The sequence below is a fragment of the Woodsholea maritima DSM 17123 genome, assembly GCF_000382325.1.
Lineage (GTDB): Bacteria > Pseudomonadota > Alphaproteobacteria > Caulobacterales > Maricaulaceae > Woodsholea > Woodsholea maritima.
The window spans coordinates 1-26056 of sequence record NZ_KB908062.1; the positions used below are offsets into that span (position 1 = coordinate 1).

Annotated in this window: 20 protein-coding genes and 1 pseudogene; 12 read left to right on the forward strand and 9 right to left on the reverse strand. The window is 50.7% G+C overall.

Annotated elements, in window-relative coordinates:
* The 7 genes from H151_RS16505 to H151_RS0113385 all read left to right on the forward strand — a co-directional run.
* Window positions 1-1386, forward strand: a 1386-nt coding sequence (locus tag H151_RS16505) for a hypothetical protein (protein ID WP_040759715.1), incomplete at its 5' end; no start/stop codon positions are given.
* Between the two features lie 29 nt (window positions 1387-1415).
* Window positions 1416-1871, forward strand: a complete 456-nt coding sequence (locus H151_RS0113360; protein WP_019962171.1) for a hypothetical protein — start codon at window positions 1416-1418, stop codon at window positions 1869-1871.
* Between the two features lie 74 nt (window positions 1872-1945).
* A complete protein-coding gene (locus H151_RS0113365; protein ID WP_019962172.1) occupies window positions 1946-3844 on the forward strand; it encodes a hypothetical protein in 1899 nt (632 codons plus the stop codon).
* Between the two features lies 1 nt (window position 3845).
* Window positions 3846-4292, forward strand: coding sequence for a hypothetical protein (locus tag H151_RS16510; RefSeq protein WP_040759717.1), 447 nt, complete (start codon window positions 3846-3848; stop codon window positions 4290-4292).
* Between the two features lie 104 nt (window positions 4293-4396).
* Window positions 4397-6160 (forward strand): polymorphic toxin-type HINT domain-containing protein, encoded by a 1764-nt coding sequence (locus H151_RS17405; RefSeq protein ID WP_019962174.1) that lies wholly within the window; start codon window positions 4397-4399, stop codon window positions 6158-6160.
* A 21-nt stretch (window positions 6161-6181) separates the two neighbouring features.
* The gene (locus H151_RS0113380) at window positions 6182-6424 is read left to right on the forward strand and encodes a hypothetical protein (RefSeq protein WP_019962175.1); all 243 of its coding nucleotides are present in this window, start codon (window positions 6182-6184) and stop codon (window positions 6422-6424) included.
* A gap of 44 nt (window positions 6425-6468) precedes the next feature.
* Entirely contained in the window at window positions 6469-6732 is a 264-nt protein-coding gene (locus tag H151_RS0113385; protein WP_019962176.1) for a polymorphic toxin-type HINT domain-containing protein, read from the forward strand.
* A gap of 625 nt (window positions 6733-7357) precedes the next feature.
* On the opposite strand, the gene H151_RS0113390 is transcribed toward H151_RS0113385, so the two are convergent.
* From H151_RS0113390 to H151_RS0113405, 4 genes are read right to left on the reverse strand one after another with little or no spacing between them, the layout of a single operon-like run.
* The gene (locus H151_RS0113390) at window positions 7358-8737 is read right to left on the reverse strand and encodes a DUF3526 domain-containing protein (protein WP_019962177.1); all 1380 of its coding nucleotides are present in this window, start codon (window positions 8735-8737) and stop codon (window positions 7358-7360) included.
* Window positions 8734-10158, reverse strand: a complete 1425-nt coding sequence (locus H151_RS0113395) for an ABC transporter permease subunit (RefSeq protein ID WP_019962178.1) — start codon at window positions 10156-10158, stop codon at window positions 8734-8736. The genes H151_RS0113390 and H151_RS0113395 overlap by 4 nt, the downstream gene beginning before the upstream one ends.
* The gene (locus tag H151_RS0113400) at window positions 10155-10868 is read right to left on the reverse strand and encodes an ABC transporter ATP-binding protein (protein WP_019962179.1); all 714 of its coding nucleotides are present in this window, start codon (window positions 10866-10868) and stop codon (window positions 10155-10157) included. The genes H151_RS0113395 and H151_RS0113400 overlap by 4 nt, the downstream gene beginning before the upstream one ends.
* 19 nt (window positions 10869-10887) lie before the next feature.
* Window positions 10888-13083 (reverse strand): TonB-dependent receptor, encoded by a 2196-nt coding sequence (locus H151_RS0113405; RefSeq protein ID WP_169336760.1) that lies wholly within the window; start codon window positions 13081-13083, stop codon window positions 10888-10890.
* Between the two features lie 831 nt (window positions 13084-13914).
* Between H151_RS0113405 and H151_RS17410 the strand changes: the two genes are divergently transcribed.
* Window positions 13915-14487, forward strand: a complete 573-nt coding sequence (locus H151_RS17410; protein ID WP_083918607.1) for an acetyltransferase — start codon at window positions 13915-13917, stop codon at window positions 14485-14487.
* A 274-nt stretch (window positions 14488-14761) separates the two neighbouring features.
* On the opposite strand, the gene H151_RS0113415 is transcribed toward H151_RS17410, so the two are convergent.
* Complete coding sequence (locus tag H151_RS0113415) at window positions 14762-14980, reverse strand: hypothetical protein (protein ID WP_019962182.1); 219 nt, start codon at window positions 14978-14980, stop codon at window positions 14762-14764.
* A 79-nt stretch (window positions 14981-15059) separates the two neighbouring features.
* Between H151_RS0113415 and H151_RS17415 the strand changes: the two are divergent.
* The 3 genes and pseudogenes from H151_RS17415 to H151_RS0113425 all read left to right on the forward strand — a co-directional run bounded on the left by H151_RS17415 (window position 15060) and on the right by H151_RS0113425 (window position 18551).
* Window positions 15060-15428, forward strand: a pseudogene (locus H151_RS17415) (phosphomannose isomerase type II C-terminal cupin domain).
* 221 nt (window positions 15429-15649) lie between these two features.
* Window positions 15650-16522: a plasmid replication initiator TrfA gene (gene trfA, locus H151_RS0113420; protein ID WP_019962183.1), complete on the forward strand. Its 873-nt coding sequence runs from the start codon at window positions 15650-15652 to the stop codon at window positions 16520-16522.
* Window positions 16523-17126: 604 nt separating this feature from the next.
* On the forward strand, window positions 17127-18551 hold the full coding sequence (locus H151_RS0113425; RefSeq protein ID WP_019962184.1) for a mannose-1-phosphate guanylyltransferase/mannose-6-phosphate isomerase: 1425 nt from the start codon (window positions 17127-17129) through the stop codon (window positions 18549-18551).
* On the opposite strand, the gene H151_RS17600 is transcribed toward H151_RS0113425, so the two are convergent.
* The 3 genes from H151_RS17600 to H151_RS0113440 all read right to left on the reverse strand — a co-directional run bounded on the left by H151_RS17600 (window position 18548) and on the right by H151_RS0113440 (window position 22475).
* On the reverse strand, window positions 18548-18706 hold the full coding sequence (locus tag H151_RS17600; protein WP_019962185.1) for an NAD-dependent epimerase/dehydratase family protein: 159 nt from the start codon (window positions 18704-18706) through the stop codon (window positions 18548-18550). The genes H151_RS0113425 and H151_RS17600 overlap by 4 nt on opposite strands.
* 81 nt (window positions 18707-18787) lie before the next feature.
* Window positions 18788-19717, reverse strand: a complete 930-nt coding sequence (locus H151_RS0113435; protein WP_019962186.1) for a glycerophosphodiester phosphodiesterase family protein — start codon at window positions 19715-19717, stop codon at window positions 18788-18790.
* A 100-nt stretch (window positions 19718-19817) separates the two neighbouring features.
* A complete protein-coding gene (locus H151_RS0113440) occupies window positions 19818-22475 on the reverse strand; it encodes a TonB-dependent receptor (RefSeq protein ID WP_019962187.1) in 2658 nt (885 codons plus the stop codon).
* A 160-nt stretch (window positions 22476-22635) separates the two neighbouring features.
* On the opposite strand from H151_RS0113440, the gene H151_RS0113445 reads away from it, so the two are divergent.
* Window positions 22636-23784: an ROK family transcriptional regulator gene (locus H151_RS0113445; RefSeq protein ID WP_026354019.1), complete on the forward strand. Its 1149-nt coding sequence runs from the start codon at window positions 22636-22638 to the stop codon at window positions 23782-23784.
* Here the strand turns inward: H151_RS0113445 and H151_RS0113450 are convergent.
* Window positions 23762-25090 carry an MFS transporter gene (locus H151_RS0113450; RefSeq protein ID WP_019962189.1) on the reverse strand — a complete coding sequence of 443 codons (1329 nt, stop codon included), beginning with the start codon at window positions 25088-25090 and terminating at the stop codon, window positions 23762-23764. The genes H151_RS0113445 and H151_RS0113450 overlap by 23 nt on opposite strands.
* Window positions 25091-26056: the final 966 nt, after the last annotated feature.

Genomic DNA, 26056 nt, shown 5'->3' on the forward strand with positions numbered 1-26056 from the left:
TGGAATGCCGTCGCCATGGCCGGGATCTCGGGCGGCATCGGCGCAAAAGTCGGCGCAGCGAACATCTTCTCGAATGGAACCGCCAATGCGGTGGCCCAAGGTGTGGTGGGCAATGTCCTCACCCAGGGTGCCTCTATGGCCATGGGCTGGCAGGATAAGTTCTCCTGGTCTGGTGTGGCCGCCGCCGGGGTCATGGCTGGGGTCGGACATAAGGTGGGGGGCTCTGAGTGGGTTCAAGGCCTAGATAAGCAATGGCAGCGCTCCATCGTTACCGGCACCGCGCGCGGTATCGCCGGGGCGGCCACGCGCTCGCTGATCGAAGGCACGAGTTTTGGCGATAATGTCCTCGCGGTCCTGCCCGATGTCATCGGACAAACCATCGGGGAAAGTATCGGTGGGGCGATTACTAAATCTTGGCGAGACAAAAAGTCTCATGATCACCCTGGATCTAGAACTCCTGATAGTAGTGATGGAGAATTTAACTTTAGATATACAAAAGGTGAGTACTCAATTGCAACTTCGACGATTGATGGTGGCATTATTGATAATGTAAACACAATGAAAAATCATACTAATGATGTTGTAATTAAAAAGGAAATTCAGCCACAAACCTTAGTCAACTTTGTTGATAAAAACTTTAACAAGAAAAATTTTTCGGAAGGTCTTTCATTTACAATAAGGGGATTACTTACTGACGGGAATAGCGATCCGTCATTAAAAGCACTCTTGGGTGAACAGCAGCATATTTTCTCATCAAGCTTAGCTGACGTTAAAGGTTATGATATTGCGCAAGCGAGAGGGGTGCCAAGACGTCGAAGAGGCCCCGCCCCCCTTCGTAACAACCAATTGTTAGAAAACCAAATTTTAACTGAGATACAAAACGTTAACCCTGGCTTTAGGGGGCGCCCTACTGCTGGTCAAGGAGCGACTTATGATGTCTATGGTCCAAACTACGCCTACTACAATATAGTATTAAACCAGTATAACTTTGTTGGCCAAAATGCGTTGAGAGGAATTAGGGGAGCTCATAGAGATGCTCAAAGTGCAGGGGCAGGGATTAGAGATGCTCTACAGAACGCTAATCCAGCACACGCGCGATATTACCAAGGGCAAAGCACCCACATTACAAGCACTGGGACATTTCAGTTCGCTCATCATGGGGGTAGCGCTGCAGCACAACATCAATATAATCTACTTATCGCGACGTACAGGAGAGCCGATGGTTCTTTTAGAGGGCCTATTTCATCTATTAGTTATTACCAAGAATCTACTGGACGTGGGCACTTCCAAGGGTCTCCAACTATACAAATAGTTCTGAATAGCGGGTCAAGAAGAAATGAAACCCACTTTAGTACGACAATAAAGATTAGATATGCAAACCCATAGGATCAAATTAAAAATGGAAAGAATGCACAATGTTTATAATATATGAAAGAGCGGGCATGGACTTTAGAAATATTATCAATGAAACCAACATGGATTGGCCAATCATTGTTTCTGTGTTGGACATGAACGGCGCAAAAAATAACTATAAGGTTTTTGACATTTTTGAGCTTATGGATATCGTATTAGATAATGGTGATTTAGTACTTTATTCTGTTGGAGAGCAATTAGATTTTAGAATGAGCAAGAATTTTCCTGGAATCTTTTATGGAGCTGTGATGGACGAATTGTTGCCTGAAAATTTTCCATTGAAATTAGACACAATTATGTATTCAGTTGCTGAATCTTTATACTATTATGAAAATTTGAATAATTCGATAAAAGAACTAATGACTGAAGTGAATATTTTTTATGATGAGTATTCTACGAATTATATACTAGACCTGTTACAGAGCAAGGCATTACTTCCTGACTTTACCCCATATTAAATATGCGGCATTGTAACTGATAGTCATTCTTACAATTATTCTATAAGCCCCTTCAATCTATTGCCTCGCGGATCTTGGGCGATAGCGCGCTCTGGTATAAAATCGCTGAGGCCAATGGCCTGTCTGGTCAAAGCCAGCTGATCGAAGGCCAATCTCTGCTGCTACCCACCGGGGTGATGCGCAATAGCTATAATGCCACCACCTTTACCCCTTATGATCCCAATAAAGCCATCGGGAATCTGACCCCATCCTCACCGTCCGAGCCTAGACCCGTCGCGCGTAAAGGCAAAAAGGGCTGCGGCGGCATCGGCCAAATCTTCATGGTCGTCATCGCCGTCGCGGTGACTTTGATTACGAAGAATGTCGTACTGGGCGGCAAATTATTGGGCAGCACCACCGCAGCGAGCGCCGCGGCGGGCGCGGTTGGCTCCATTGCCAGCCAGGCCTTCGGTGTCGCCACCGGCATCCAGGATAAATTCTCCTGGAATGCCGTCGCCATGGCCGGGATATCGGGGGGTATCGGGGCAGGCTTGGGCAAAATCGCGGGCGATATGGCTCAAGCCGGACGCGCCGCCTATAAAGCGGGTGTAGCAAGCAGGATGGGCTATGCTAATGCAGGAGCCTTAGCCCAAAGGGCTCAGCAAATGGGCTCGAAATGGGGCGCTTTAGGTAAGGTTCTGGGCGGGACGGGTGTTGGCGGGGCCATAGCGCGCGGTGTTACGGGCAGCGCTTTGGGCCAAGGCGCGGCGATGGCCTTTGGATGGCAAAGTCGTTTTGACTGGGCGGGCTTGGCTGCGGCCGGGGTTTCTGCCGGTGTGGGCCAGGCTGTGGGTCAATGGAGCGCCAAGCGCTCAGATCCGATGTGGGCCGCGCTCAACAATAAAGCTGTCATGCCCCAAGCGGTTGCCGAGGGGCTAACCATTGGCTCACGCGTCATCTCCAATGCCGCCACCCGCTCGCTCATCGATGGCACCAGCTTCGGCGATAACGTCCTCAGCTCACTGCCTGATGTCATCGGGCAAACGATCGGCAGTAAAATCGCAAAAGGCATAGAGATTTCGAGGCGAAGACATGCAGATAATAGAAGCAATATAGAATTGGACGATAAAATATATGCAGAGTTCATCCCAAATCCGCAAATGGATAACGATAATAGTATATTACGCGCGATATTGAACATATTCAATACAAAGCCTGCTGAAGAGTCAGATAATATTCCCACACAGTTTAATATAGATGACTACAATATTGAGAAGAATATTGTAGAGATAGGCCGGGATGGGCACTTTATCACAATTGATGCGGGCACATTGTCAGCTAATCAATTGGAAGTGATACAAAATGAGTTACCGCCGAAGTTCTATGAGCTTGCTGATGGTATGGACTTATCACAACACTCCCTTCCAGTTGCTGTAATTGGAAAGCAAAGAACTAACAATTGGGAAGATTCCATATACACAGATAAAGTTTATATAAATAGTCCCGAAATTCAAAGAATGAGATCAGTAGTTAATCTTGCGCATCAAATTTCATTTGGGATAGATGTCGGCGCTAGATATCAAACACATAGTTATAATGTATTGTTTTACTCACCTCACTCAGATACCGGTTATAGAGGCCAAAATATAGCTAGCAGCTCTAATCTCAATGCTTACATTGTTACGAATTCATCTCTCGTAAGGGGCATAAGGTCAGTCATTAACACTGTGACGCATGAAAAACTTCATGTTTATCCGGATTTTGATTTGAAAAGAATTAATGGATCATATACGGACCGTCGGACAAGTGTAAATGAACATCAGGCACTTGAAAACTTCGTGGCAAGTCGTATGGAGCATTACGGGTTTAGAGGAAGTTACCAATCATGGCAGCAGCGAGGTTATGGGAATAGAGACATTAGAACGGTCCCGATTTATCAAGCGGACGGAGACTTTGCACCCGGCACAAATTTATTGCGCTTACTAGGAGAATAATATGATTATTTTGACAGGATTGCTTGCAGCTTCTATGTGCACTGAAGCTGCACGCATTGAAGACTCATATCCTAATATATCTATATTTAGGCGCGGTTCAATTATAGCGGGAACGGTTGATGATGTTGCATTTAGGTCTACGGCGTGTCATGTAAAGGGCTTGGTAATATGCTTTACTGTACCATTTCCTTTCTTTTTATCGGAGCATTATGACTCGATGGATTTTACCGTTAATAATCTTGATTACAATTTGAGAGTACAGGAAATTGATGAAGAATCCGGGCTTAAGGAAATTACAGTTAGACATAGTAACGATATGTGGATTTACACATATAGCGAGAGCGCAGGTCTCATTAACTTTAAGTTCGTTGAATTAAATGACAATAATACCATCATCTATGAAGATGAATATTCGTTTTCTACTGGATCGTTGTTTGCATGTCATTAATGTACTTGATAATTTTCAATAGAAATGAGAACATGTAGAACAAACATGAATACTCTCGCGCTTCTGCTTTCACTTCAGTTAAACGCACAAGCACAGTCACTGTTTTGCCCAGTGTTATCGGCTCAACGATTGGCGAGCTGATCGCACGCGGGGCGTGTTTTGTGGCTGGCACCCCCGTGATGACGCCATCGGGTCCAAAGCGCATCGAAGACATTGTGGCGGGTGATCTGGTCATGGCGCGTTCAGACCAATTCCTGGCCGATCCGCTCGTGCGCGCGCGCCCTGTGCTGGAGACCTACCGCTTTGAACACCGCCAAACCTTGGCGCTTAGCGTTCAGGGTAAAGCGATCCGCGACACCCTCCATACAACACCTGAACACCCGTTTGCAGTGAAGATTCAGCCGGGCGACACCCGCGCCTTACCCGGCAGCGCTATCGGACGGGCCGAGGATGAGGCAGGCTATGGCCTTAGCACTGGTCCCCAGGGTCATGACGGGCCGGGCGGCCTAGCCCTTCTTGAGCGACCATCGACACAGGCGCGCTTTGACACAGCGGTCAGCGCCTTATTGCACAATGCCCAACGCATAGCCCGCGATCCAAGCGCCTATGCCTGGATCAAGGCCGAAGATCTGAGGGTGGGTGATCAGCTGATCGATAGTGAGGGTCAAAGCCTCACCGTCACAGCCCTCGAAGCCAATCCGGGCCTCACCACCGTCTATAACTTCGCCGTCGAGACCGACCACACCTATTTCGTCGGTCACTCCAAAACATGGGTCCACAATACCTATGATGGCGCAACGCAGAGCAAGCTGACAACTGGGCGCGCCCTAACTCAAGATGAGCATGCATCCCTGAATGCCATGATCGCCGCAAAACGAGACGCGCATACGACCGACAGCATGTTCTCCCTGCGCTATGAAAACCAGAGTGCGTTGGGGCTCTTTGCATCTACGGAGCTGGGGCAAGGGCAAGACAGCCGCACGGCTCTGACATGGTTCCAGCGTATGCTAGTCAACATGGCCGTGCGCCTGGCCACCAACGCGCCAGGGGTGATGTATAAAGCCAACGAATTTGCCAATTCGGAGACGGGCATTCGACTAACAGGTGGGCTTCAATTCCTTGGGGGGAGTGCTGAAGTTATCGGGGGCGGCAGCCTTATTGTAGGGGGTGCCGGTGCTACGGCCACTGGGGCAGGCGCCGCGCCAGGCGTTGTGGCCATCGCCGGTGGCAGTTTTCTCATCCTTACGGGGGTCGACAACGCTACAACGGGCTGGCGACAAATGATCACCGGTGAGCGTCAAACCACATACCTTAATGATACTCTGGTTTATGGATTTGGCATTGAGCCATCCATAGCTAATCAAATCGAATTTGGGGTTGGCTTTGCTGGCGGTGGTGTCGGATCACTCGCCACGATCAGCCGTATGGACGGTCTGATCCCCGTATCAAGGATCGGCACGGGTGAAAGCTTAATCCTGGAAACAGGTGCGCGTAGAATTGTGAACCCGAGTGCAACTTTATACGATCCTTATGCAAAAGCTGAAGACATATATGATGTAATTCGCTTACAGGATGATATTAGCGTGATTTCAAGAAATACTGGATGGTCGACCCATCGCATCCAACGCGTCAAAGAGCACTTATTTTACAGGGATCATGTTTTAGATGGCAGAGTTGGCAGATTTGATGCACATCCTCAAATCGCTAATGCATGGGATCGCTTAGTCAAAGGCGATTACATCGACAATGATATTCGATTGTTAGAACATGAATATTTTGAATCTCGCTTTGAGGGCATTTACAAAACAAATTATAGACAAGCTCATGAAGCTGCTGAAAGCAGTGGCCGTGTATGGAATGCAGAATAAAAAGCGGAAGGGCACAATAAGATGGCAATTTTGATTGATATAAAAAGAACCAAATCTGTCGCGCATGAGCTTTATTATAAGTATTGGAATAGAGACGAAGAAGTTTTTGGGGAGCTTTCTATTAATGAAAAAACGGGAGTGGTGACGATATACAAATACCACCCTGAAGAGAAAAACGAGCAAATGTCACTAGCCGTAGCATACAAACTTAAAAAACATTGGGAAAGTGGGATCATACCGGATAAAACGATGTGGGCGAGTTAATTTTCACACCTCATTTATAAAGAGTAACGCCAGGCACCCCCGTGATGACACCGTCTGGGTCAAAGCGCATCGAAGACATTGCGGCGGGTGATCTGGTCATGGCGCGTTCAGACCAATTCCTGGCCGATCCGATGGTGCGCGCACGCCCCGTGCTGGTGACCTACCGCTTTGAACACCACCAAACCTTGGCGCTCACGGTTCAGGGTAAAGCGATCCGCGACACCCTCCCTACAACACCGGAACACCCGTTTGCAGTGAAGATTCAGCCGGGCGACACCCGGCACCGCCATCGGGCGGACCGAGGATGAGGCGAGCTATGGCCTCAGCACTGGTCCGCAGGGTCATGACGGGCCGGGCGGCCTAGCCCTTCTTGAGCGACCATCGACACAGGCGCGCACGCACACCGCACGCTTTGATACGGTGCTCAATAGGCTGATTGGTCACGCCATGAGCATCGATCAAGATCGTATGAAACTCATCCGTATAATCTATCGCGGGTCGGGGATGGGTGGTTTCGACAACTCAAAAACCTCATGCTGTCCCCAAGACAAGGTTTCATCCTGACTCGGGGTTAACCCGCATCAGCGGTTTGTGATTGATCACACAAGATGCACTGCTGGCCTTAGCGCCTTTGCGATTAGTTAAGTTATTGATTTAAATTCTGTATTAAGCGCGCAAGCCACCGAATTCTACCCGGTGCAAGTTGTACCAGCTATGCGTCACATTATGATTTCTTCAGTAAAAGCGTGATCTTAAAGGCGGTGCAACTTGCACCTTCGCGGGTGCAGCTTGCACCACCCTTCTTTTAACCGCCAAAGACCTGCCCCTTATTGTCTGCTCTCTCGCCATAAGAAAACCAATGACGCGCCGAAGCATATCTCACGCTCCAAGCCGTAAGAGAGCGACTGGAGAATATCAGAGCATTTGGTCGGGTTAGATGGCGCGTCTGGCGACCCGTCTCGCAAGACCCAATCCAAAACCGACAAGGACCAGCATCCAGGCGAAGCCAAAGTGCGTGCTGAGGGCAGGCTGGGGTTCGGAAAAGCTAAATTCTGGGAGGGCTTCGGCTTGCGCGAGGGTTAAGCGGGCACGCGCGACGGTGGCCGGGCCTATGGCCTCTAGCAGGTGATTAAGATGCTGGCGGGCTTGGGCGCGAAACGCGGCGGCGCGTTGGGGGCCGGTGCCAGATACGCCGTGGAGCCCCTGTTCTACAATGAGGGCGGGTGATAAAAACTGTAAAGCCTGAGCCCATTGTCGTTGTGCGGCCTGTTGGGCTTCAAAGCGGGCCACTAAAGGTCTTGTGTGAGCATTAATGTCAATATTCGCCAGATACGAGGCTTGATAATAGCCCGGCACAGCCTCATCGCCCGCATTTGCCATATCCGGATGCTCGGCCATATAGATCTCTGAGCGATTGGTGAGATTACGACGGGTTTCACCTTCTGCCAGCCGCGCCTCGGTCAAATAGGTGACCCGTGACGGGACGGGATGGAGCGTTTCAGCGGTAAACCGTGCGGTGAGCGGGATCAGCACAACAAAAACGGCCCAAGCCCCAATCGCCCCAAGGGCGGCAAAGGATGTCCGGCGTGCAAAGACCGCCACCAGAGCGGCAAGGCTGCACCAAAAGAGGAGGTAGAGGCTCATACTCGCAATCCAAAGGGCTGCGGTCATAAACGGAGCGCCAAGCAGCAAGCTCGCGCTGATGACCGCGAGCGATATAATGGCCCATAAGGGAAGAGCCACAACGATGAGGCGCGCGAGGATCAAGTGCCAGGCTTGGCCGCCTTGGAGAAGAAAAAGCGTAAACCGGCCCGCCTCGCGTTCGCGTGAAAGTGTATCAAAGCTCAGCATCAGTAAGAGCATGGGTAAAACGGCAATCACCAGAAATGAAAGATCAAGCCGCCCGGCATGCAGCGCGGATGGCCCCTCCACCTCATAGCGTCGAAACAGCGACGCCTCGCTTAGCCAGCCATTGATCAAAGCGGTATGAGGATGAATGGCATCCCCACCCCCAGCTAGGGCGGCCAGGCGTCCCGGCGGGAGTTGAGCCATAAAGGTCAGGCTCATTGGGCGTGCGGCATAAGGTGAAACCTCTTCACCAGCTTCGGCTCGGCGTAGATCTGCCATCCACTCATCGCGCTGCGTGACCATGTCAGCAGGCGTTTCGCTGAGTACAGTTTCGACTTGGCGCTGCCAACGCACACCATCGCTCACCGACCAGGCGCATACCAACGCAAAAAGGGTCAACACGGTCAGGCGAACGGGGTTGCGCCCAAAGGCCCGCAGTTCACGGGCGATATGAAAAGTGATCATGGCTGAGCCTCTCGTAGAAGCGCGCGGCGAACAAGGCCAAGGGCCAATAGGATGGATAAAAGTAACCAAATGCCGAGGGAGATGAGTTCGACCCGCATCGTTGTGAGTATGTCCAGGGTTGAGGGGCGGACATTGACAAAATCAGGAATACTCTCCCAAAGATCACGACCCGCAGAATAGCTAAACCCTTGATCGCCCGCATGTATCATCATATTGCGGTTCAACATTTCGATTATGGTTCGACGATGAGCTTCGGATTGTTGAGCGAAGCGAATTTGAGCGGATTGATCGGTTTCTGACAGCGCAGCAGACACGCGTTGAACCGCAAGAAGCGGCGAGGCGAGGGAGAGATAGCGCAAGACCTGATCTTGAGCCTGATGGGTGTCATAAAGCGCACCATAAAGACGGTCATAGACCGCATTGGCAAATTCTTCATGAGCTTGAAGGATGAGCGCTTCACGATCAAAACCGAGGTCTTCAAACCGTTCAGCGCCAAACTCCTCAAGAACTTTTTCCTCTAAAGCCGCAACCGCGGGCCCGCGGGCGTCGCCGGTCCAGAAGGGGCTTTGCGCTTCTAATTGGATCGTGTTTTTCAGCGCCTGCTCATCCATGTCAGGGTGCAAACTGGCGGCGAGCTGGCCTCCAAGAATGGGAATGATGATGGCGCTGGCCACCCAGAAGGAAATGGCCGCAGTAAAAGCCGAAGCGGACGTGCGCAGGACGGCAGAAATCGCCACGATAACAAAAGCGAACGCACAAAGCCCGATAAGATAAACTCCGATTAGGGTGAGCACTCTTAATCCACAGACATCAAGACCTGGGCTCAGCAAAGAGGGACCGAGGGCAATCAGAAAAATGATAAGGGATAAAAGGGTCACCAGACTGAGAACGCTGCCCGCCTTGCCCGCGACGACTTGTGTTGCCGGAATGCCAATGGCGGCCAGGGCGCGAAGGGTCCCGCGTTCTCGCTCGCCGGCTAGGGTTTGAAAAAGCAAGACGGCTAAAGCCAGACTGCCAACCACTTGAATGATCCAGGCTGGTGACAAGGCTGCGAAGGGGGTGGAGATGGCGACATCTTCCACCCGCCTTAGGCTCGTTGGATTTTGGGTATGGGCCTCCATCCAGAAAGCGGCACCGGCAAAATCAAAGACCCCTGGATCAAATGCAGAAAGGGCCGGTGTGGGACGAAAGGCATAACGGGCGAAATGAGCCGCGCCATGAGGGTTATTCTCGCCTTGCTCGACCCAGATGTGATGGTCCGAGTGTTCTGCAAACTGGCGGGCATGATCGTCCGAGCGGGCCCGGTTCCATCCATCCACGCTGGCCGCAAACATAAGCATGAGTAACAACACCGCCAGGGTTAAGAAGCGTCGATCACGGGAAAATTCACGCAATTCCTTGGTGATAATCGCGGTAATCATGAGGCGACGTCCGCGTGCATATGTTGAAGATAGATCTGTTCAATACGGCCCGCATCCAGACCTGTGGGATCAATCATATCCACCAGACGCCCGGCCTTCATGATGCCAATCCGCGAAGCGCTTTCTTTGGCCCGGAATATGTCATGGGTGGCGATCAAAACGGCGCAGCCTGCGTCATTGAACGTGGTAAGGCGTTGAGTGAAATCACTGGCCGCTTTGGGGTCCAGTCCAGACATGGGCTCATCCAGGAGTAAGGCCTTGGCCTTTTTGGCAAAGGCAATGGCCAAGCCCACTTTCTGTCTCATACCTTTGGAGTAAGCACTAACAGGGCGGGTAATATCGCGCTCTTGCAGGCCGACATCCAACAGCAGAGCTTTTAACTCTGCGCTTGAACGCTTATGCCCAGACAAGCGGTCAAAATAGGCGAGGTTCTCAAGACCGCTTAAAGACGGATAGAGCGCCACATTTTCAGGAATATAGGCCAGGGCTTGGCGGGTTTTTATACTCTCTTTGATCGGATCACGGCCATCGACACGTACCACGCCCTGATCGGGCGCACTAAAGCCAAGCAGAAGATTGATCGTTGTGGTTTTACCCGCCCCATTTGCGCCGAGGAGGCAGACGGTTTCACCCGATGCCACCTCTAACGTAAGCTCGCTGAGGGCGGTGTGATGACCAAAAGTTTTGGTGACATTTTGAACTGAAAGCATAATCGCGCCTTTCCCGAGATTAAAACCGCGCCCGTAACGTCGCACGGATCTGACGCGGCGTGCCCGGTGTGGCATTGGTGGCGGCGGTGCGAGACCCACCGAACAGATAATAATAATCCTCGTCCAAGAGATTGGTGAGCGAGAGGTCCAGGCCTAAGCCCTCAACGGGCAGCTCAAGGCGTGCAGAGGCGTTCAGAAGATTGAAGGCCCCGCCGGACACAGAATTATCCGCGGTTACAAAATAATCATCATACCCTTCATAGGACGCCGTCAGATTGAGCCAATCCGTGGCCTGGTGTGTGACTTCTGCATAAATAATGTTTTGTGCCACGCCCTGCGGTGTTTTTCCCGAAAAGTCGATAGTGTTGCCATAAGAGGTGAGAGTGAATTCATCCCATTGTGGGTCCAGATAAGTGTAGTTGATGAGGGTTGAGGTCTTATCCGATACATTCCAGCGCAAAGACGCCTCTAGGCCGCGGCTAGAATAGAGCTGGCCGGTTGTCGCAATATTTGGGGGGCCGGAGGGATCTGGATTATCAACAAAAGTACGGCGATCTTTTTGCTCTAAATAGAAAACAGCAGCTTCCCAGATCAAGCGCCCGTTTGCGCTTTCGCCTTTCCAACCTAACTCAACACTATCAATGGTGGTGGGGCGTTCTTCACGGACATATTGCGAGGGTTCCCATTGCCAAACCGGTCCAAAATTGGAGTTAAAGCCGCGACCATAGCTCGCGTATATCAGGCCCGGACCATAATCATAGGCCAAGGTGGCTTTGGGGGCGAAGGCTCCGGTGCTGCCTGTTGCAACAAGATCCGAAGGCGCTGATCCGACGATAGAGAAGTCGGTTTCCCGGTCAAACCAATCATAACGCCCCCCTAGAGTGAGGGTCCAACGCGGCGAAAGTTTGATCTCGTCTTGTAGGAAGATCCCATAGAATTGGTTCGTTGTCTCTGCGGCCGAGCGCACATCATTGATGAAACAAGGATGATCGGCATTGGTGACATCCCCTGTAGAGTAATCAATGAGGATGGCATAAAATTTAAACCCGCATGCAAAATCAAATCCGTTTTGCCCACTCCAAGTATCGCGTTCATCCAGGGTTGCACGTTCGGCACTAAGTCCGGCAATCAAGGTATGGGTGCCCGAACGATAAGTCGCGGTCGCTTCCGCAAAAAGCACCAGAGCATCATTGGGGGATTTAAACCCATTAACGCCCATGATGGAATTGTCGGCGTCAAGCTCGAAATAATCGTAGAAATTAAGATTAACTTCGCCGTCATAGTGTCGTATTTGCGCGCGAACATCAAAGCTTAAAGCATCGCTGGCTTGGTAATTCACCGTCGCGGCACCAATGATCCCCGACATCTCATTGCGGGGCGTACCATAGCCTAGGAAACTGCGCGCGCCGCCCTTTACCTGTAAAACTGTGCCATCGGAGAGGGTTGGCAGTGTGCTGGGTATATCCGCTTGGCGATCAAAATAATTGAGATAACCGGTTAAAGTTGTGCGCGGAGAAAGCTGTGTCTGAGCGCGCAAGAACACATTAAAGGTATCGCGCTGGCTATTATCCCGCCAGCCCTCAAAAGTCTCCGCAGAAAGCGAGGCAAGTAGATGACTGTTCTCACCGACAATGGCGCGACTGGCATTGAGCCGATATAGACCATCGCTGCCCACTGTGGCGGCGATTTGGGTTTCATCCTCTTGCGGCGATGTGGTGATGTAATTGACAGCCCCTGCGATCGCGCCGCGCCCATAAAGCGCCGAAACGGGACCGCGCACGATTTCTACACGGTCAATGGCCGCATAAGGCAAGGCATAGAGCAAAACCTCTTCATCCGGGCCCACAAAAGGTATGCCGTCAATCATGGCAAGAAAAGTATCATTGCCGTGATTGCCCGTTACCCCGCGGATGGAGATGAATGGAAATTCTTCTCCATCGCCTTCACCGCGTCGGAAAAATACCCCCGGAACACCGCGAAACTCATCCGTGCCATAGGAAAAACCGCGCGCGTTCAACGTGTCGAAGTCTTGAACACTGATCGCGACAGGAGCCTCTAACAAGGATTGCTCAAGGCGCGTGCCCGTCACGACAATAATGTCTTCAGGATCAGTATGCTGAGCGGTCTCAGGTGATGCGGCTTGGGCGAAGGCCCCACCTGTAAGACCACTGAGAAGAATGCCGATTGATGCAGAGCGCATAAAAAATTGACGCAAGAGAACCCCCATTCGCAATGTTATCACATTGCATAGAGGGATTGAGATCAAGTCGCAAGAGGCTTAACCTTACAATGTTATTATACTATAACGATCGAAGGCATGCGAGATTAAAGTAAGCCCTTGAAGTAATTTAATTATTAACGGCGCCATAAAAGGCAGTTAAGCTTTAACTAAAGGGGAGGGACGCCTTATGAATTATTCTGGAGCGAAGTTAGCGCCAAAATCATGAGGAAATCGCGAGCTGAATTGCAACAAGCAAATCCGAACCAACGATAGAGGATGTTGCCCCTAACGTGGTGAGCGATTTTGTTTGATTGGCATTACAGCTTTTAAAACAATGTTCGCTGGTCCGTTGTACGGTCCCATTATGTGACCATGTCATCCCCTAGCCCCCGCCGACTTTCATCGACGGAGAATTTGGAGATATATTCTTTACCCAAATAAATCTGCAAACATTCCTTCAACCTATCGACCTTACCGCGCTGGCCCCCCAATTCGTGCGCGCGCATCGTCTAGCTGAGGAAGATTACCCGACAGACTTCGATTTAATGCAGGACATCACCGCCATCGCTCTGTCGAAGCCATAGCGCAATATTGTCTAGGACAAGGCACGATACCGCGAGCTTGTCGAAAACAACTTCTGCCGCATCAAGGGCTTTAGGCATATCGTCAAACGATACGACAAGCTCGCAAGAAACGTCTTCTCAGTCGTCGCCCTGGATATGAATGAGTCAGAAGCCTGGAAAGATTTATAGTGTATTATTTAGGGCTTTGTTCACAAAGTATATTACCTTATTCTAATATGGGGTCGCATGTTTGGATTTCATAATGCAGTATTTTGTACACCAGTCCTCTATAGTTTCAGAAACGGCAATCATCAATGCGGGAGTGAAGATTTGGCACTTCTCCCACGTAATGAACAATGCGTACATTGGATGTAATGTTACATTAGGGCAAAATGTAATGATTGGAGAGGGAGTCGTAATTGGTTCTGGGTCAAAAATACAAAATAACGTTTCAGTTTACTCTGGAGTTGTTCTTGAAGAAAACGTTTTTTGCGGCCCTTCATGTGTATTTACCAACGTTGCTACACCGCGAGCTTTTATTAATAGAAAAAGTGAATTTGGGAAAATTCGTGTAAGAAAGGGAGCTACAATTGGGGCCAATGCAACTTTGGTCGCTCCTCGACAGGGTCACTGTCTTGATATAGGGGAGTTTTCTTTTATTGCTGCGGGTTCAGTTGTTACTCGTGATGTTCCCAATTATGGCCTGGCAATGGGGGTACCTGCTCGACTTTCAGGCTGGGTAAGTCGCGCTGGAGAAGTTCTAAGAAAAGATCTGAAATGTCCGCGGACACAAGAAGAATATTATCTCAAAAACGGTGTTTTGTTTCCAGCTTAAAATAATGTTAGCCACATTTTGAAGCAATAAAGTCTAGCAATGATTATGCAATGCTACTATTGTCAGTCATTGTAGAATAATCCAAATCCTTTTCTTGAACAGAACTTCCGCATGGTGCCTCCTAGGCGCCAGCCTCATTCATATCGAGGAGGCGATGAGGATGGAGTGCGCGAGGGTTGAGAGGAAGTTTCTCACGAGCTTTGGCAACGCGCCTAAAGCCCTTGGCGTTTTCGGCAAGCTCACGGTATCGCGCCCTGTCCTAGACAATATTGCGCTATGGCTTCGACAGAGCGCTGGCGGTGATGTCCTGCATTAAATCGAAGTCTGTCGAGCAATCTTCCTCAGCCAGACGATGCGCGCGCACGAATTGGGGTGCCAGCGCGGTAAGGTCGAGAGGTTGAAGGAATGTTTGCAGATTTATTTGAGTAAAGAATATATCTCCAAATTCTTCGTCGATGAAATTCGGCGAGGGCTTGGGCGTGATCATCCGCATGATTGCGGTTCGTCACCGCTAGATTGATTGCTCGCCTAATATATATTATGATAAATACCTGGCCCTTCACTTCTTATTAATGTTAGCTTTCACCTTTGTTAAGAAGCAAGAGTGTAGATCAAAAGATACCCCCCTAGTTTATCGCCTCTGTGGCTGCCGTGAAAGCCTAGTCGTCGGCGACCCCTTTCAGGTCAAGTGCGTTCACGTTGTCTATCTCTATGCGCCACTGTCGCTACAAACCCTTTGTCATCGCTCTGAACATTGGGTCATCATTAAAAGAACGGCCAAAGTCACCGTCGATGATACCATCTCACTCTTGAGCTAAAATCAGCCCGTCTAAATCCCTACTGGAGCCGTTTACCGGCTCGAAAACCCTGAGAAAGTACCTGTTGTTTTCATTGTGGTGCAAACTGGATCTTATGTTGTTGAAAATGATATGGTCCGCTAAGAAGACAAGTACGCGCGCATCCCGCTTCAATAAGTTTAAGACAATATAACGCCACGCGCGCCCCTTAACCCTTCCTTAACCTTGGTGTGGATTCCTATATGTGAGCCGGAACCCCGATATTATCGGATTTTCCTCACACTAATAAGAACTTGGCTTTCAGATATCCTCGTCCCGCAGAATCGGATTATGATCCAGCTAAGTTTTGCGCGGAGCGTACAGACATGTCGGACTTAAAGGCCCATCAGCCGGATTTCTTTTTACCGGTCTACACCCCCGGTCGCTCCCTGCGCGATGATCAGGACTTTATGTCCTTGCCGTTCTTTGCCTCTGAAAAAGGTCCCGCGATCTTTTACATGGAAGCCAAGATCGCGACCAAACATGTCACGCAATTTGTCCGCGTGAAAGGCAACCAGGATGGCATTGCCACCATGTGGGACAAGCGCTTGTTGGTCTATATCCAGACCTTGATCCTGCAAACCATGAATGATGGTCAGCCCGTCAGTCGCAAAGTCACCTTCGCCCCCTATGATTTCTTCAAGGCGATTGGTTCAGCCACGGGCAAGAATGAGTATGATCGCTTCAAAGCCTCGTTAAAGCGCCTCAAAGGGACTACGGTTGAAAGCGATACCCAAGCGCAAAATATGAGCGCGCTAACCGGGGTCGGCTTTATCGATAGCTATCAATTCCGTGAACGCAATACCGCCAATGGTAAGCGCAATGCCGGGGTTACAATCGTCTTATCGGAATGGTTGTTTTTGAAATTTACCGAGGAAGGTAAAGCCCTCGCGGTGCATCCCGATTATTTCAAGCTCACCTCCGGCATTGAAATGCGCATCTATGAGCTATGCCGGAAATTTGTCGGCCATCAGGCCCATCCTATTCGTATGAATCTGGAGCTCTTCCATCTTCGGGTGAATGGCGGGCGTGGGCGCTCTCTTGATATGAAATACGCCATCAACCGGGTTCATAAAAAGGGCGGCATTCTGGGCTATGACATTGAGGTTGAGCCTCATAAGCCCCGCACACCTGCCAGCCGGGTCATGGTACGCATGAGCAAAATCACCGGCCCGTCTCGGCTCTTGAGTTTTGATTAAGCGCACGTCCCCTCACCTGCGTTGACCAAACGAATCGAACGTGACCAAACCCCGATGAATATTACACCTCCCTCAAGTGCGTGAGCATAACCCGATAGAGGTCACGGAACGTTCTAAGTACACGCTGAGTTAAACGCGCAAGGTCACAAATGTGAGCAAACCCCGAGAGCAAGCCTTTATATCGGGGTTCCCTCACAAAAAAGAGCTTCCAAACAAGTCGAGTTTCCCCCCTTTTCCCTTCGTGATCGGGGTAACGCCACAAAACCTTTTGAGAGGCTCGGGTTTTCCTCATCTTCAATCAGGGTTTTATCACATTTAGCCCTTCCCTCATCACCGTCGAAGGGTAATCATCAGGGTTTCTACTCATAGCAGTAGGGGTAATCTCACACTCCCTTTCAGGGTTTTATCACAAAGGGATCGGGAAACGCTCACTTACTTTGCCCAGAACGCATTGAAATAAAAAATGATTTCAGACCGTAACTTTGTTAAACAGTTCGATTTAAATCATTAACATTAATCTGCTATCCACAATCGATTGGTATGTGAAAGTTTCCAAACTTTTCAAATTCACTTATAAGCCATTCAACTCACTCGGAGAGGCCTCATGATTATACCTGTCTTGCTCGCTGGCGGCTCAGGTACGCGTTTATGGCCCTTGTCGCGTCAAAGTTATCCAAAGCAATTTTCACCCTTACTTGGTAAAAACAGCTTGTTTCAAGAAACAGCGAAGCGATTAAAAACTACTGATACACTTAATTTTGCACCGCCTTTAACTCTCACAAATTCTGACTTTCGCTTTATTGTTGCGCAGCAATTAACTGAAGTGAGAATTGATCCAGGACCAATTTTTATTGAACCTGTTGGAAAAAATACTGCGCCGGCTATACTTGCTGCGGCTCTCTATGGCTTTCAAAGCAATCCAGAAGCTGTTTTATTAGTCTGCCCTTCAGACCATGCTATCCCAGATCATGAAGCTTTTCATCAAGCCGTATCTCATGGCCTTAAAGCCATTGAGAAGGGTCAGATGGTAACTTTTGGTATTCGTCCAAGCTATCCTGAGACTGGGTATGGCTATCTAGAGCTTTCGCACAAACCAGATGGACAAGACTTTATCCCCCTCAAACAGTTCGTTGAAAAGCCTGATATTGCACGGGCTCACACCATGGTAGAGGCGGGCACATTCTTATGGAATGCTGGGATATTCCTCTTTAAAGCCTCTGATATGATTGAAGCGTTTGAGCGCTACGCTCCAGCCATGATTGACACCGTTCGAACCGCATTGGACAAGGGCCAGGCCGATCTTGGCTTTCTCCGTTTGGATCCTTCAGCTTGGGGGCAATTGGATGATATATCAATCGATTATGCCATCATGGAAAAGGCTGATAATCTCAGCGTCGTCCCATTTGACAAGGATTGGTCTGATTTAGGCGATTGGAATGCCGTCTGGCGTGAAAGTCCTAAAGATGACGTTCATAATGCTCTGGGTGAGCACGCTTTCGCAATTGATTGCGAGCATTCCTTGCTGCGTAGCGAAAACGAGGATCAAGTCATCGTTGGCATAGGCTTAGACCATATTGCAGCGATTGCCATGCCTGATGCGGTCTTAGTTGCAGATATGCGAAAGAGCCAAGATGTCAAAAAAGCTGTTGCTTTATTAAACCATCATTCTATCCGCCAAGCGACATCTTTTCCGAAAGATCATCGCCCGTGGGGATGGTTTGAAAGCCTGGTGATCGGAGAACGCTTTCAAGTCAAACGCATTCATGTGCATCCTGGCGCTTCTCTATCCCTGCAGAGCCATTTCCACCGCTCAGAACATTGGATTGTCGTGGAAGGAACCGCGCGCGTGACGGTAGATGACAAGGTTCAGCTGTTGTCTGAAAATCAATCCGTTTACGTACCATTAGGCTCAGTTCACCGCATGGAAAATCCCGGTAAAGTGCCCATGGTTCTGATCGAGGTTCAAACCGGAACTTATGTCGGTGAAGACGATATCGTGCGTTATGAAGACAAATATGCGCGCAATTAATGGATTTGATGTGGGGAAAACCCGTTTTCAGAATTAATACCGAAGAGGCTTAAGATTAAAATTGTAATCGGGGTATCGCCACGTTCATAGAGCGCTTTGGCGATATGTGAGCCGATATAACCCGCCCCACCAACAACCAGAACTGTTTTAGACATGAAAAACCCCCTCTTGAGAACAAGAGGGGTGTAGCGTGAGCGTAAGAAATTATCTAGCCTGGAAGTTTATGGCCAGTAAGCTTATTTATTATGTGTTGCGAGATAGGCTTTTAAGGCTGCCGGTTCATCGGTTTGAATGATGTCCGCACCTTGGGCCAGGATATGGCCCCAGACGGCGTCAGGATCGCTCAGGGCGTCGCTATCGACAAGGCCTGCGGCATGGTTAGGCGATAAGGTGTTGACCCACACACGGCGGTTATAGGCCTGACTGGCGGCTTCATAACTCTCCAACGCGCCTTCGCTCTCATAGACGATTTCATAGGCGACAGGGCCAAAGGGTTCAAACGCGGCCAAGGCGGCAGCCGGGTTTTCGGGGCAGTATTCGCGCTGGCGGTTTGTGAAGGGGCCAAAACACTCACCGATAATGGGCATAAACAATGCGCGGCCCAGATTATGGGCAAAGCTCATCGCGGGATCGGTTGGGTTGAGGCTTGCCTTGATTAGGATTTGATCATCCACGCCCATCTCCCGCGCCAGGTCCAGGGCCTGATCATGAACCCCATCTTTGATGTCGAGATTGATGAGGATATGGCCGCGGGCCGCTTCAAAGGCTTCGGCAAGGGTTGGAATTTGATACTCCATGAGTGGAGCGTCCTCCCCCCCAAGCTCTGATTTCAGCGATAAATCAGTGAGATCAGCGTAATCCATCTGTGACAAAACCCCGTGCCCATTTGTTGTGCGATCAAGCCTATCGTCATGGAGCAGCACGAGGACCCCATCTCGGGTTTTCCTCACATCAATTTCGATCATGTCCACGCCCATGGCGATGCAGGCTTCAATACCCGCAATCGAGTTTTCCGCACGTTCGTGCCAGCAAGTCCGATGGGCGACGACCATAATGTCCCCGTCAGGATTTTGCAGATTGGCGCGAAGGGCTTCGATGTGGGTATTCGAAGAGGCTGGCGTAAGGCTGGAGAGGGCTAGGCCCGCGAAAACTACTGAAATCAACATCAGATGTCCTTTAAACGCGAGAGGCGAACAGGATGGGGGCCACCAAATCCTGCTCGCCCTCAAGTCTAGGGGAGGGTCGTCTCCCCTATCGGGTTAAGTCTTAGCGGCGGTATGAAACGCCCACGAAGACAGCGCGGCCAAAATCGGCCTCAACGATCGGCAATTCACGCTGGAAGCCGAGGACTTCGCCGCGCCCTTCGCCGGTCAGGTTCCAAACATTGAGCGTTGCCGCCCATTGTTCAGAGAAGCGATAGCTGGCTTTAAAGTCCAAGCTTTTCTCTGCCGTATCATAGCGATTACGGTATTCATTCGAGGTATTTAGACGATGGCTGGCGCGAATGCTTTGATAGTTATAAGCCAGTTTTGCCGACAGTGTGTCACTGTCATAGAATACAGCCAGGTTATAAGCCAGATCGGGTTGACCGATCATGGTTTCCAACTCAACGACCGTGCCATCATTCATGGGCAGTTTGAAATCCGTATCGAGGAAGGTGGCATTCGCCGCGAAACCTAAGCCCTCGTAAATGAAGTCCAGATCATGGACGAATTGCACTTCAAGACCGGTGACATGAGTATCATCGCCATTATTAACCGGTTGGCTGGCGACGACCTCCGTGGCAACCCCATCAATAACGAGATTGAGGTTTTCTGTGGCCCCAAAGATTTCGCCTTCAATGGATTTATAGAAGAGGTTTGCCGCGAAAATCCCTTGGCCGTCATTGAGGTACCAATCAAAGCCCAGATCGAAATTGTTGGACCGGCGCGGTTCCAAATCAGGGTTTGAGCGTGAAAGGGTTTGGGTGTCAGGGTTATAGCTTTCACCCACCGGTGCGATCAGGTTGAAGCCTGGGCGACCCAAAGAGCGTGAGGCCGCCGCGCGCAGGCGGATCTGATCGTTTAGATCATAGCTCATATTGATCGAAGGCAACCAATCGCGATAGCCACCCTCATTGCTGACATCGCTCCATCCGGTTTTTGCGACATTGCGCCGGCCCGTGCCCTCTACGCTGGTATCTTCATAGCGTAGACCGAATGTGAGCTGAACCCGATCCGTTTCATAGTTCAACAGGCCATAAACGGCGATCACATCCTCGGTGAGGCTATAGTCTAAGTTATTGTCGTTGTTAGACATGTCATCGAAGCGCCATTGAGCGGCATTGGCCCCCTGATGGGCTTGCCAGCTGGCATTGGCGCGGCTCGGGTCGATGACGACCAGGCATTGGTTGGGCAAATGACCTGGGGGTTGTAAACAGACATCGGTATTGACGACGTTCGCCGCGGCCAGGGTGTAGGCATTGGTTGCGGTCGGCAGATAACGATCGCGGTCCTCGTTAAAGGCGCGGTCAATGCGGCGGAAGCTTAGACCGGTGCCATAGCTCCACTGAGAGACGCCGAGTTCACCATCCCAATCGAGCTTAAACTCATAGAGATCTTCATCCAGTTGGCGATCATCAAACTGGCGACGAACGGCGTCAAAGTTGGCAAAATTGGTATTGGCTTCAGGATCTAAAAGCGTGAAGTAGTAACGATCGCCCTCACGCTCATAATGGAAGGCGTTATCATCAACGCCGTCTTGGTCCTTATCGCCTTGAAGACGCCATTCAATCCAGTTTTCTGGATTGCGGAATTTAGAGCCAGAATAATTGGCGCGAACGGTAAGCTCACCCAAGCCATCCAAGGCAAAGTCGCCCCCAGAGGTCAGCGCCCATACGGTGCGTTCAAAATCAAACTGGCCCAAATAATGGGATTGGCGCAGGTTTTTGGATTCGATAATCGTACCGGACGTCGCGGTCTGATCGCTAATCGTGAGGCCCCCGCCATGGTTCAGCAAATCAGTTTGACGTGCCTCATCATCGGTTGCGGTATTCCAGAAACCGCGCAGGAACAGCTCATCGCCATTATTCGTGCGGTATTGAACTTTACCGGTAAAGCCATAGCGTGTGCGGTCATTGTGATACCAATAGGCGCGCCGCTCGGTCGGGACCGCCCAGCCCGTGCCCGGGTAAGGGGCATCCGCCGGAGAGCCGACAGCATTGCCCGCCTGGTCGTAGAAATAGCGGTTAGAGCCCCATTCTGCCTGTGGGATGGCGCTGTCGCGCTTATAATAATTGGCGGTCAGGACGATACCAATTTGGTCATTCGCGCCCAAGACATGAGAATAGAAGACATCGGCGCTGCCGGATGGGCCAACATCGCGATAGCCTTTATCATTCTCGTATTTGCCGATCTCACCATTAACGCGCAGGGTGTGCGGGCCATTGTTAAAGGCGCTGGCGGTGCGGATATCTATGATACCCCCGATGGCACCACCTTCCAGATTGGGTGTGAAGGTCTTATAAACATCAATGCCATGGGCCAATGAGGCGGGCATCACGTCCATAAATACCCGGCGGCCATTGCGATCTGGAACCGCAATCGAAACGCCGTCCACAGTGGTATAATTGTATTCTGCATTCATCGCGCGCACGGTGACGAAACGCGCTTCGGCCTGGTCGCCCTGAATACCAATACCGGGCAGGCGTTGCAGCGCCTCGCCGATATTGAAGTCAGGCAAGCGGCCAATATCGTCGACGGCCACGGCGTCAACCACTTGATCGGCATTGCGGCGCACATCAATGGCGCGTTGATTCTGCAGGCGTGTGCCCTGAACCACGATCACCTCAGTCGGTGCATCCCCCGCGGTTTGGGCCATTGCTGGTGTGGCCAGCAGAAAAGCGCTGGTCAGTAATAGGCTGGTTTTCAAAGTTATCGGTCGCATCGGTCATCCCCCTAGCTGTGATGCCTTGCATTTATAACTAACAGTGAGATATAAAAAGTGAAGTTTTGATGACAAGCCTCCGCTGGATATACCCTCAAGAAGCGATTGACGTGTGTCAAAACCCCTATATATCTATCGCCCCGATAAAAAAGAGCGCAAAATGATCCGTACGCCCCAAAAACCCTTACCGGCCCGTTTTCATCGTGACCAGGGGGATGATGCTTTTAACCTGACAGAGCGGCGTGCGCTTAGCTTACTTCGCATGGGCCCCCTCACCCGCGCTCAGATAGCGCGCGGCCTAGATCTGTCGGGCATGTCCGGAACGCGCCTGGCCGATAGCCTGATTAAGCGTGGATTTGTTGAGGAGATCGGACGGATTGGCGAAAGCAAAGGGCCGAGCATTGGTCTCGCGCTCGTGCCAAGCGCGGCCTATTCCATCGGTATCGCGGTGATGACCGATGCCTTGTCCTTGGCTTTGATGGATTTATCGGGCGCTGTTCTGGCTCAACAGACGATTGCGCAAGTGGATATGCGCCGTGATGTGGCACTGGATACGCTTTCAAGGGCGATTTCACATCTGATTGAGGCTCATTGCCCCTCCCCCGATCATGTCTTTGGCTATGGCATTGCGGTGTCAGGTTTTTTCACCGGGGACGGGACGCAGATGAACCCGCCGGCCGCGTTGGAAGATTGGGCCTTGATGGATTTAGAGCCGCTGTTTGAAGCGCGCTTTGATCGCCCGGTCTGGGTAGATAATGATGGTAATGCCGCCGCGGTGGGCGAAGCGCTCTTTGGTGTAGGCCAATGGGCCAATAGCTTTGCCTATCTTTATTTTGCCGGTGGCTTTGGCGGAGGCATGATCCAGGATGGTCAGCTGCTGCGGGGACGCTATGGCAATGCCGGTGAGTTTTCAGGGGCTATTCCCATCACGGGTTTTGAGCGGCCGACGCTGGAATTATTGCGCCAAATCGTCAGCGAGGAAGATCAGCCCTTCGACAATCTCAATGATTTATTGGATCATTTTGATCCCACTTGGAGCGGTGTGGAGCGCTGGCTCAATCGGGTTATGCCCGCGTTCGATGTTGCGGTTTCGGCGGCTTCGGGCGTTGTCGACCCGGATGCGATCGTCCTGGGCGGGCGCTTGCCCCCTGCCCTGGGCGCGATGATGATTGAGCGCGTGCAATTCTTCAGCCTTCCCCGGCGTGGCATTATCCGGCCCGTCCCCAAAATCGTGATGAGTGAGACCTCTGGCGATGCCACATCCTTGGGCGCTGCCGCGATGCCGTTTAAGTCGGTGTTCTTTTCATAAGTGGTGCTCGGGGTTTCGTCTCGCTCAGGGCTAACAAGACGATCACACCGAGCGCGCCGAACATGGTGAGGGTCAGCAGCGTCTGGCCCATACCGACGACGCTCTCAAAGCTCGGGTTTTCGCCACTATAGCCCCAGGCTTTCAAGACTAATCCACTGATTTGACTGGAAAACCCCATAAACAGCTTATTGGTCAGCGTAAACAAACCAAAAAGGCTTAAGGTATAATCCTTTGCCTCGCCAAGCGGGTCGTTATCAATAGCGCGCGGTAATAACACCCAGTTGAGCATGAAGACCCCACCAAGGCCAAAGCCCATAACGCTGATTAAGCTATAAGCCAGCGGTGCGCTGACGCTATGAGCGCTGGACATACCGCCCACCATACAGAGGGCCAAAGCGGCCAGTAAGACCACAGTATTGGCGAGCATCGCGGTTTTGAATGTGGGCAAAACCCGATCATTTAGCGCGGTCCAAACGCTCAAAGCCACCATCTGACTAAGCGCTAAGACCCCTACCCCCTTCATACTGATCGCCAGTGTGAATGGGCCATGCGCCCCCCAATAAATCAGGATGGAGCCAATGACGGGCGTGGTCAGGGATGTCAGCGCGCTGATCGTGAAGATGCTGATTAAGCGTCTGTTTTGCGTAAAAATCTTGACCAACCGGGTCAGGGTATGGTGGTTTTCTGGCTTTCTTTGGGTCAGGGCCACTTCGTGATAGGCGATAAGGCTGATCAGGACGCTGGCGACATAAATCCCTGCCAAAGCCAAGGCCAGGGTCTCAAACTCTTCTGGTTTTGGATGGTCCTGGGTCAGGAGTATTGCGGCCAGAAGGCTCATCACCAATTTTCCTAAGCCGCTAAAGCCAATTCTCAGGCTTGCGATCAGGCTTCGGGCTTTATTATCCGGTGTGATAAGCGCCAGCATGGCGTTATGCGGTACGTCTACGAGCGTGTAGCCCGTGCGAAAAAGGATCAAAACTAAGAAGATTAATCCAACGCCCCCGCCCCCCAATCTGTGTAAGGCAAAGAGCGTTATAAAACTCAAGCCCGCTATGATCGCCCCAGTAATGACATAGGGACGCGCGGTCTTTACTCGCCCAGCATAGCGATCGGCTAAAGTCCCCACCAAGGGGTCGCTGACACTATCCCAGACAAAAGATAGCCATAGAATGGTCCCCGCAATCGCGGGGTTTAAATTCAGCGCGTCGGTAAAATAAAAGAGCCCAAACACTTCCAGGCATGACCAGAGCGTGCTTTTGCCAAAATTGCCGCTGGCATAGATGCTGTGGCGTAATAATGTGCGCAAACCCCGATACTCCCCTTGCCTGCCACTTGGCTTGATGTGTCATAGCTATGTGACAGAGCCGTGTCAGGAGCTGGTACGCTCAGCGCGGGTTTAAGTGTGAAGGGGGTTGGAATGCACATCTTTATCAGGACAGGGTAGGGCGCTTTGGCCTTTTGGGGGCTGTTTCTTTTCCACGCGCGGATCTGAATAGCCAAACTGTGGCGTGGGCGGTTTTGCTACTTTGTCCTAGCCTACAGACCAGTTTTAACCTGTGTAGGCTGCTAGCGGTTTGGACTGAGCCGTCTTCCTGATCTGCGGTCATAAATCTAAGTCCATACGTAGGCCCGGTTTTAACTGTGAATCTCGGCTCCTCTCCAATCGCCTTCGCGATATCATTGGGAGCGATGATCCAGCTTCATGAGATCACGTTACCAAGTCTTATGGGTTGTTCTCCCGCTTCCGTATTCGACCAGCCGCCAATTTATTGCGCGTGCATCGCTTTGCGACTCGCGACATAATCATTTTAACTATTATCTTTTCGCATTTATGTTGCTGTTTATGCTGTTCTTTTCTCCTGTTTTTGCATGCAATGCGTGATTTGCTGCCTTTGCTTGAGTCGCGCGCTATGCACGATAATCGTGTGATAAAAGTTTTGCGGACATAGTGTGTAGGGTGTGGGTTTCATGGCTGTCGTGCATATATGTTTTATCAAGTATTGCGTTTTACGCGTTCCTTAAACGCTCTGCGTGAATCGCCTGTATTGTGGGTATCAAACACGAAAGGTGTAAATCGTACTATGCGCGGTATGTGTGATTTACTCACTAAACGGGCTTTCCATGCAACGCACAATAATGGTGCGTTTCGAGCTTTAGATGATATAAACGATTTGCTCGGAATACGAGGTATTCACACAAATTGTGACTTTTATGTATAGCATGTTTGCCGTGCATTTCGTGTTAAGCTGATATTAAGTTTAATGCATGAGTT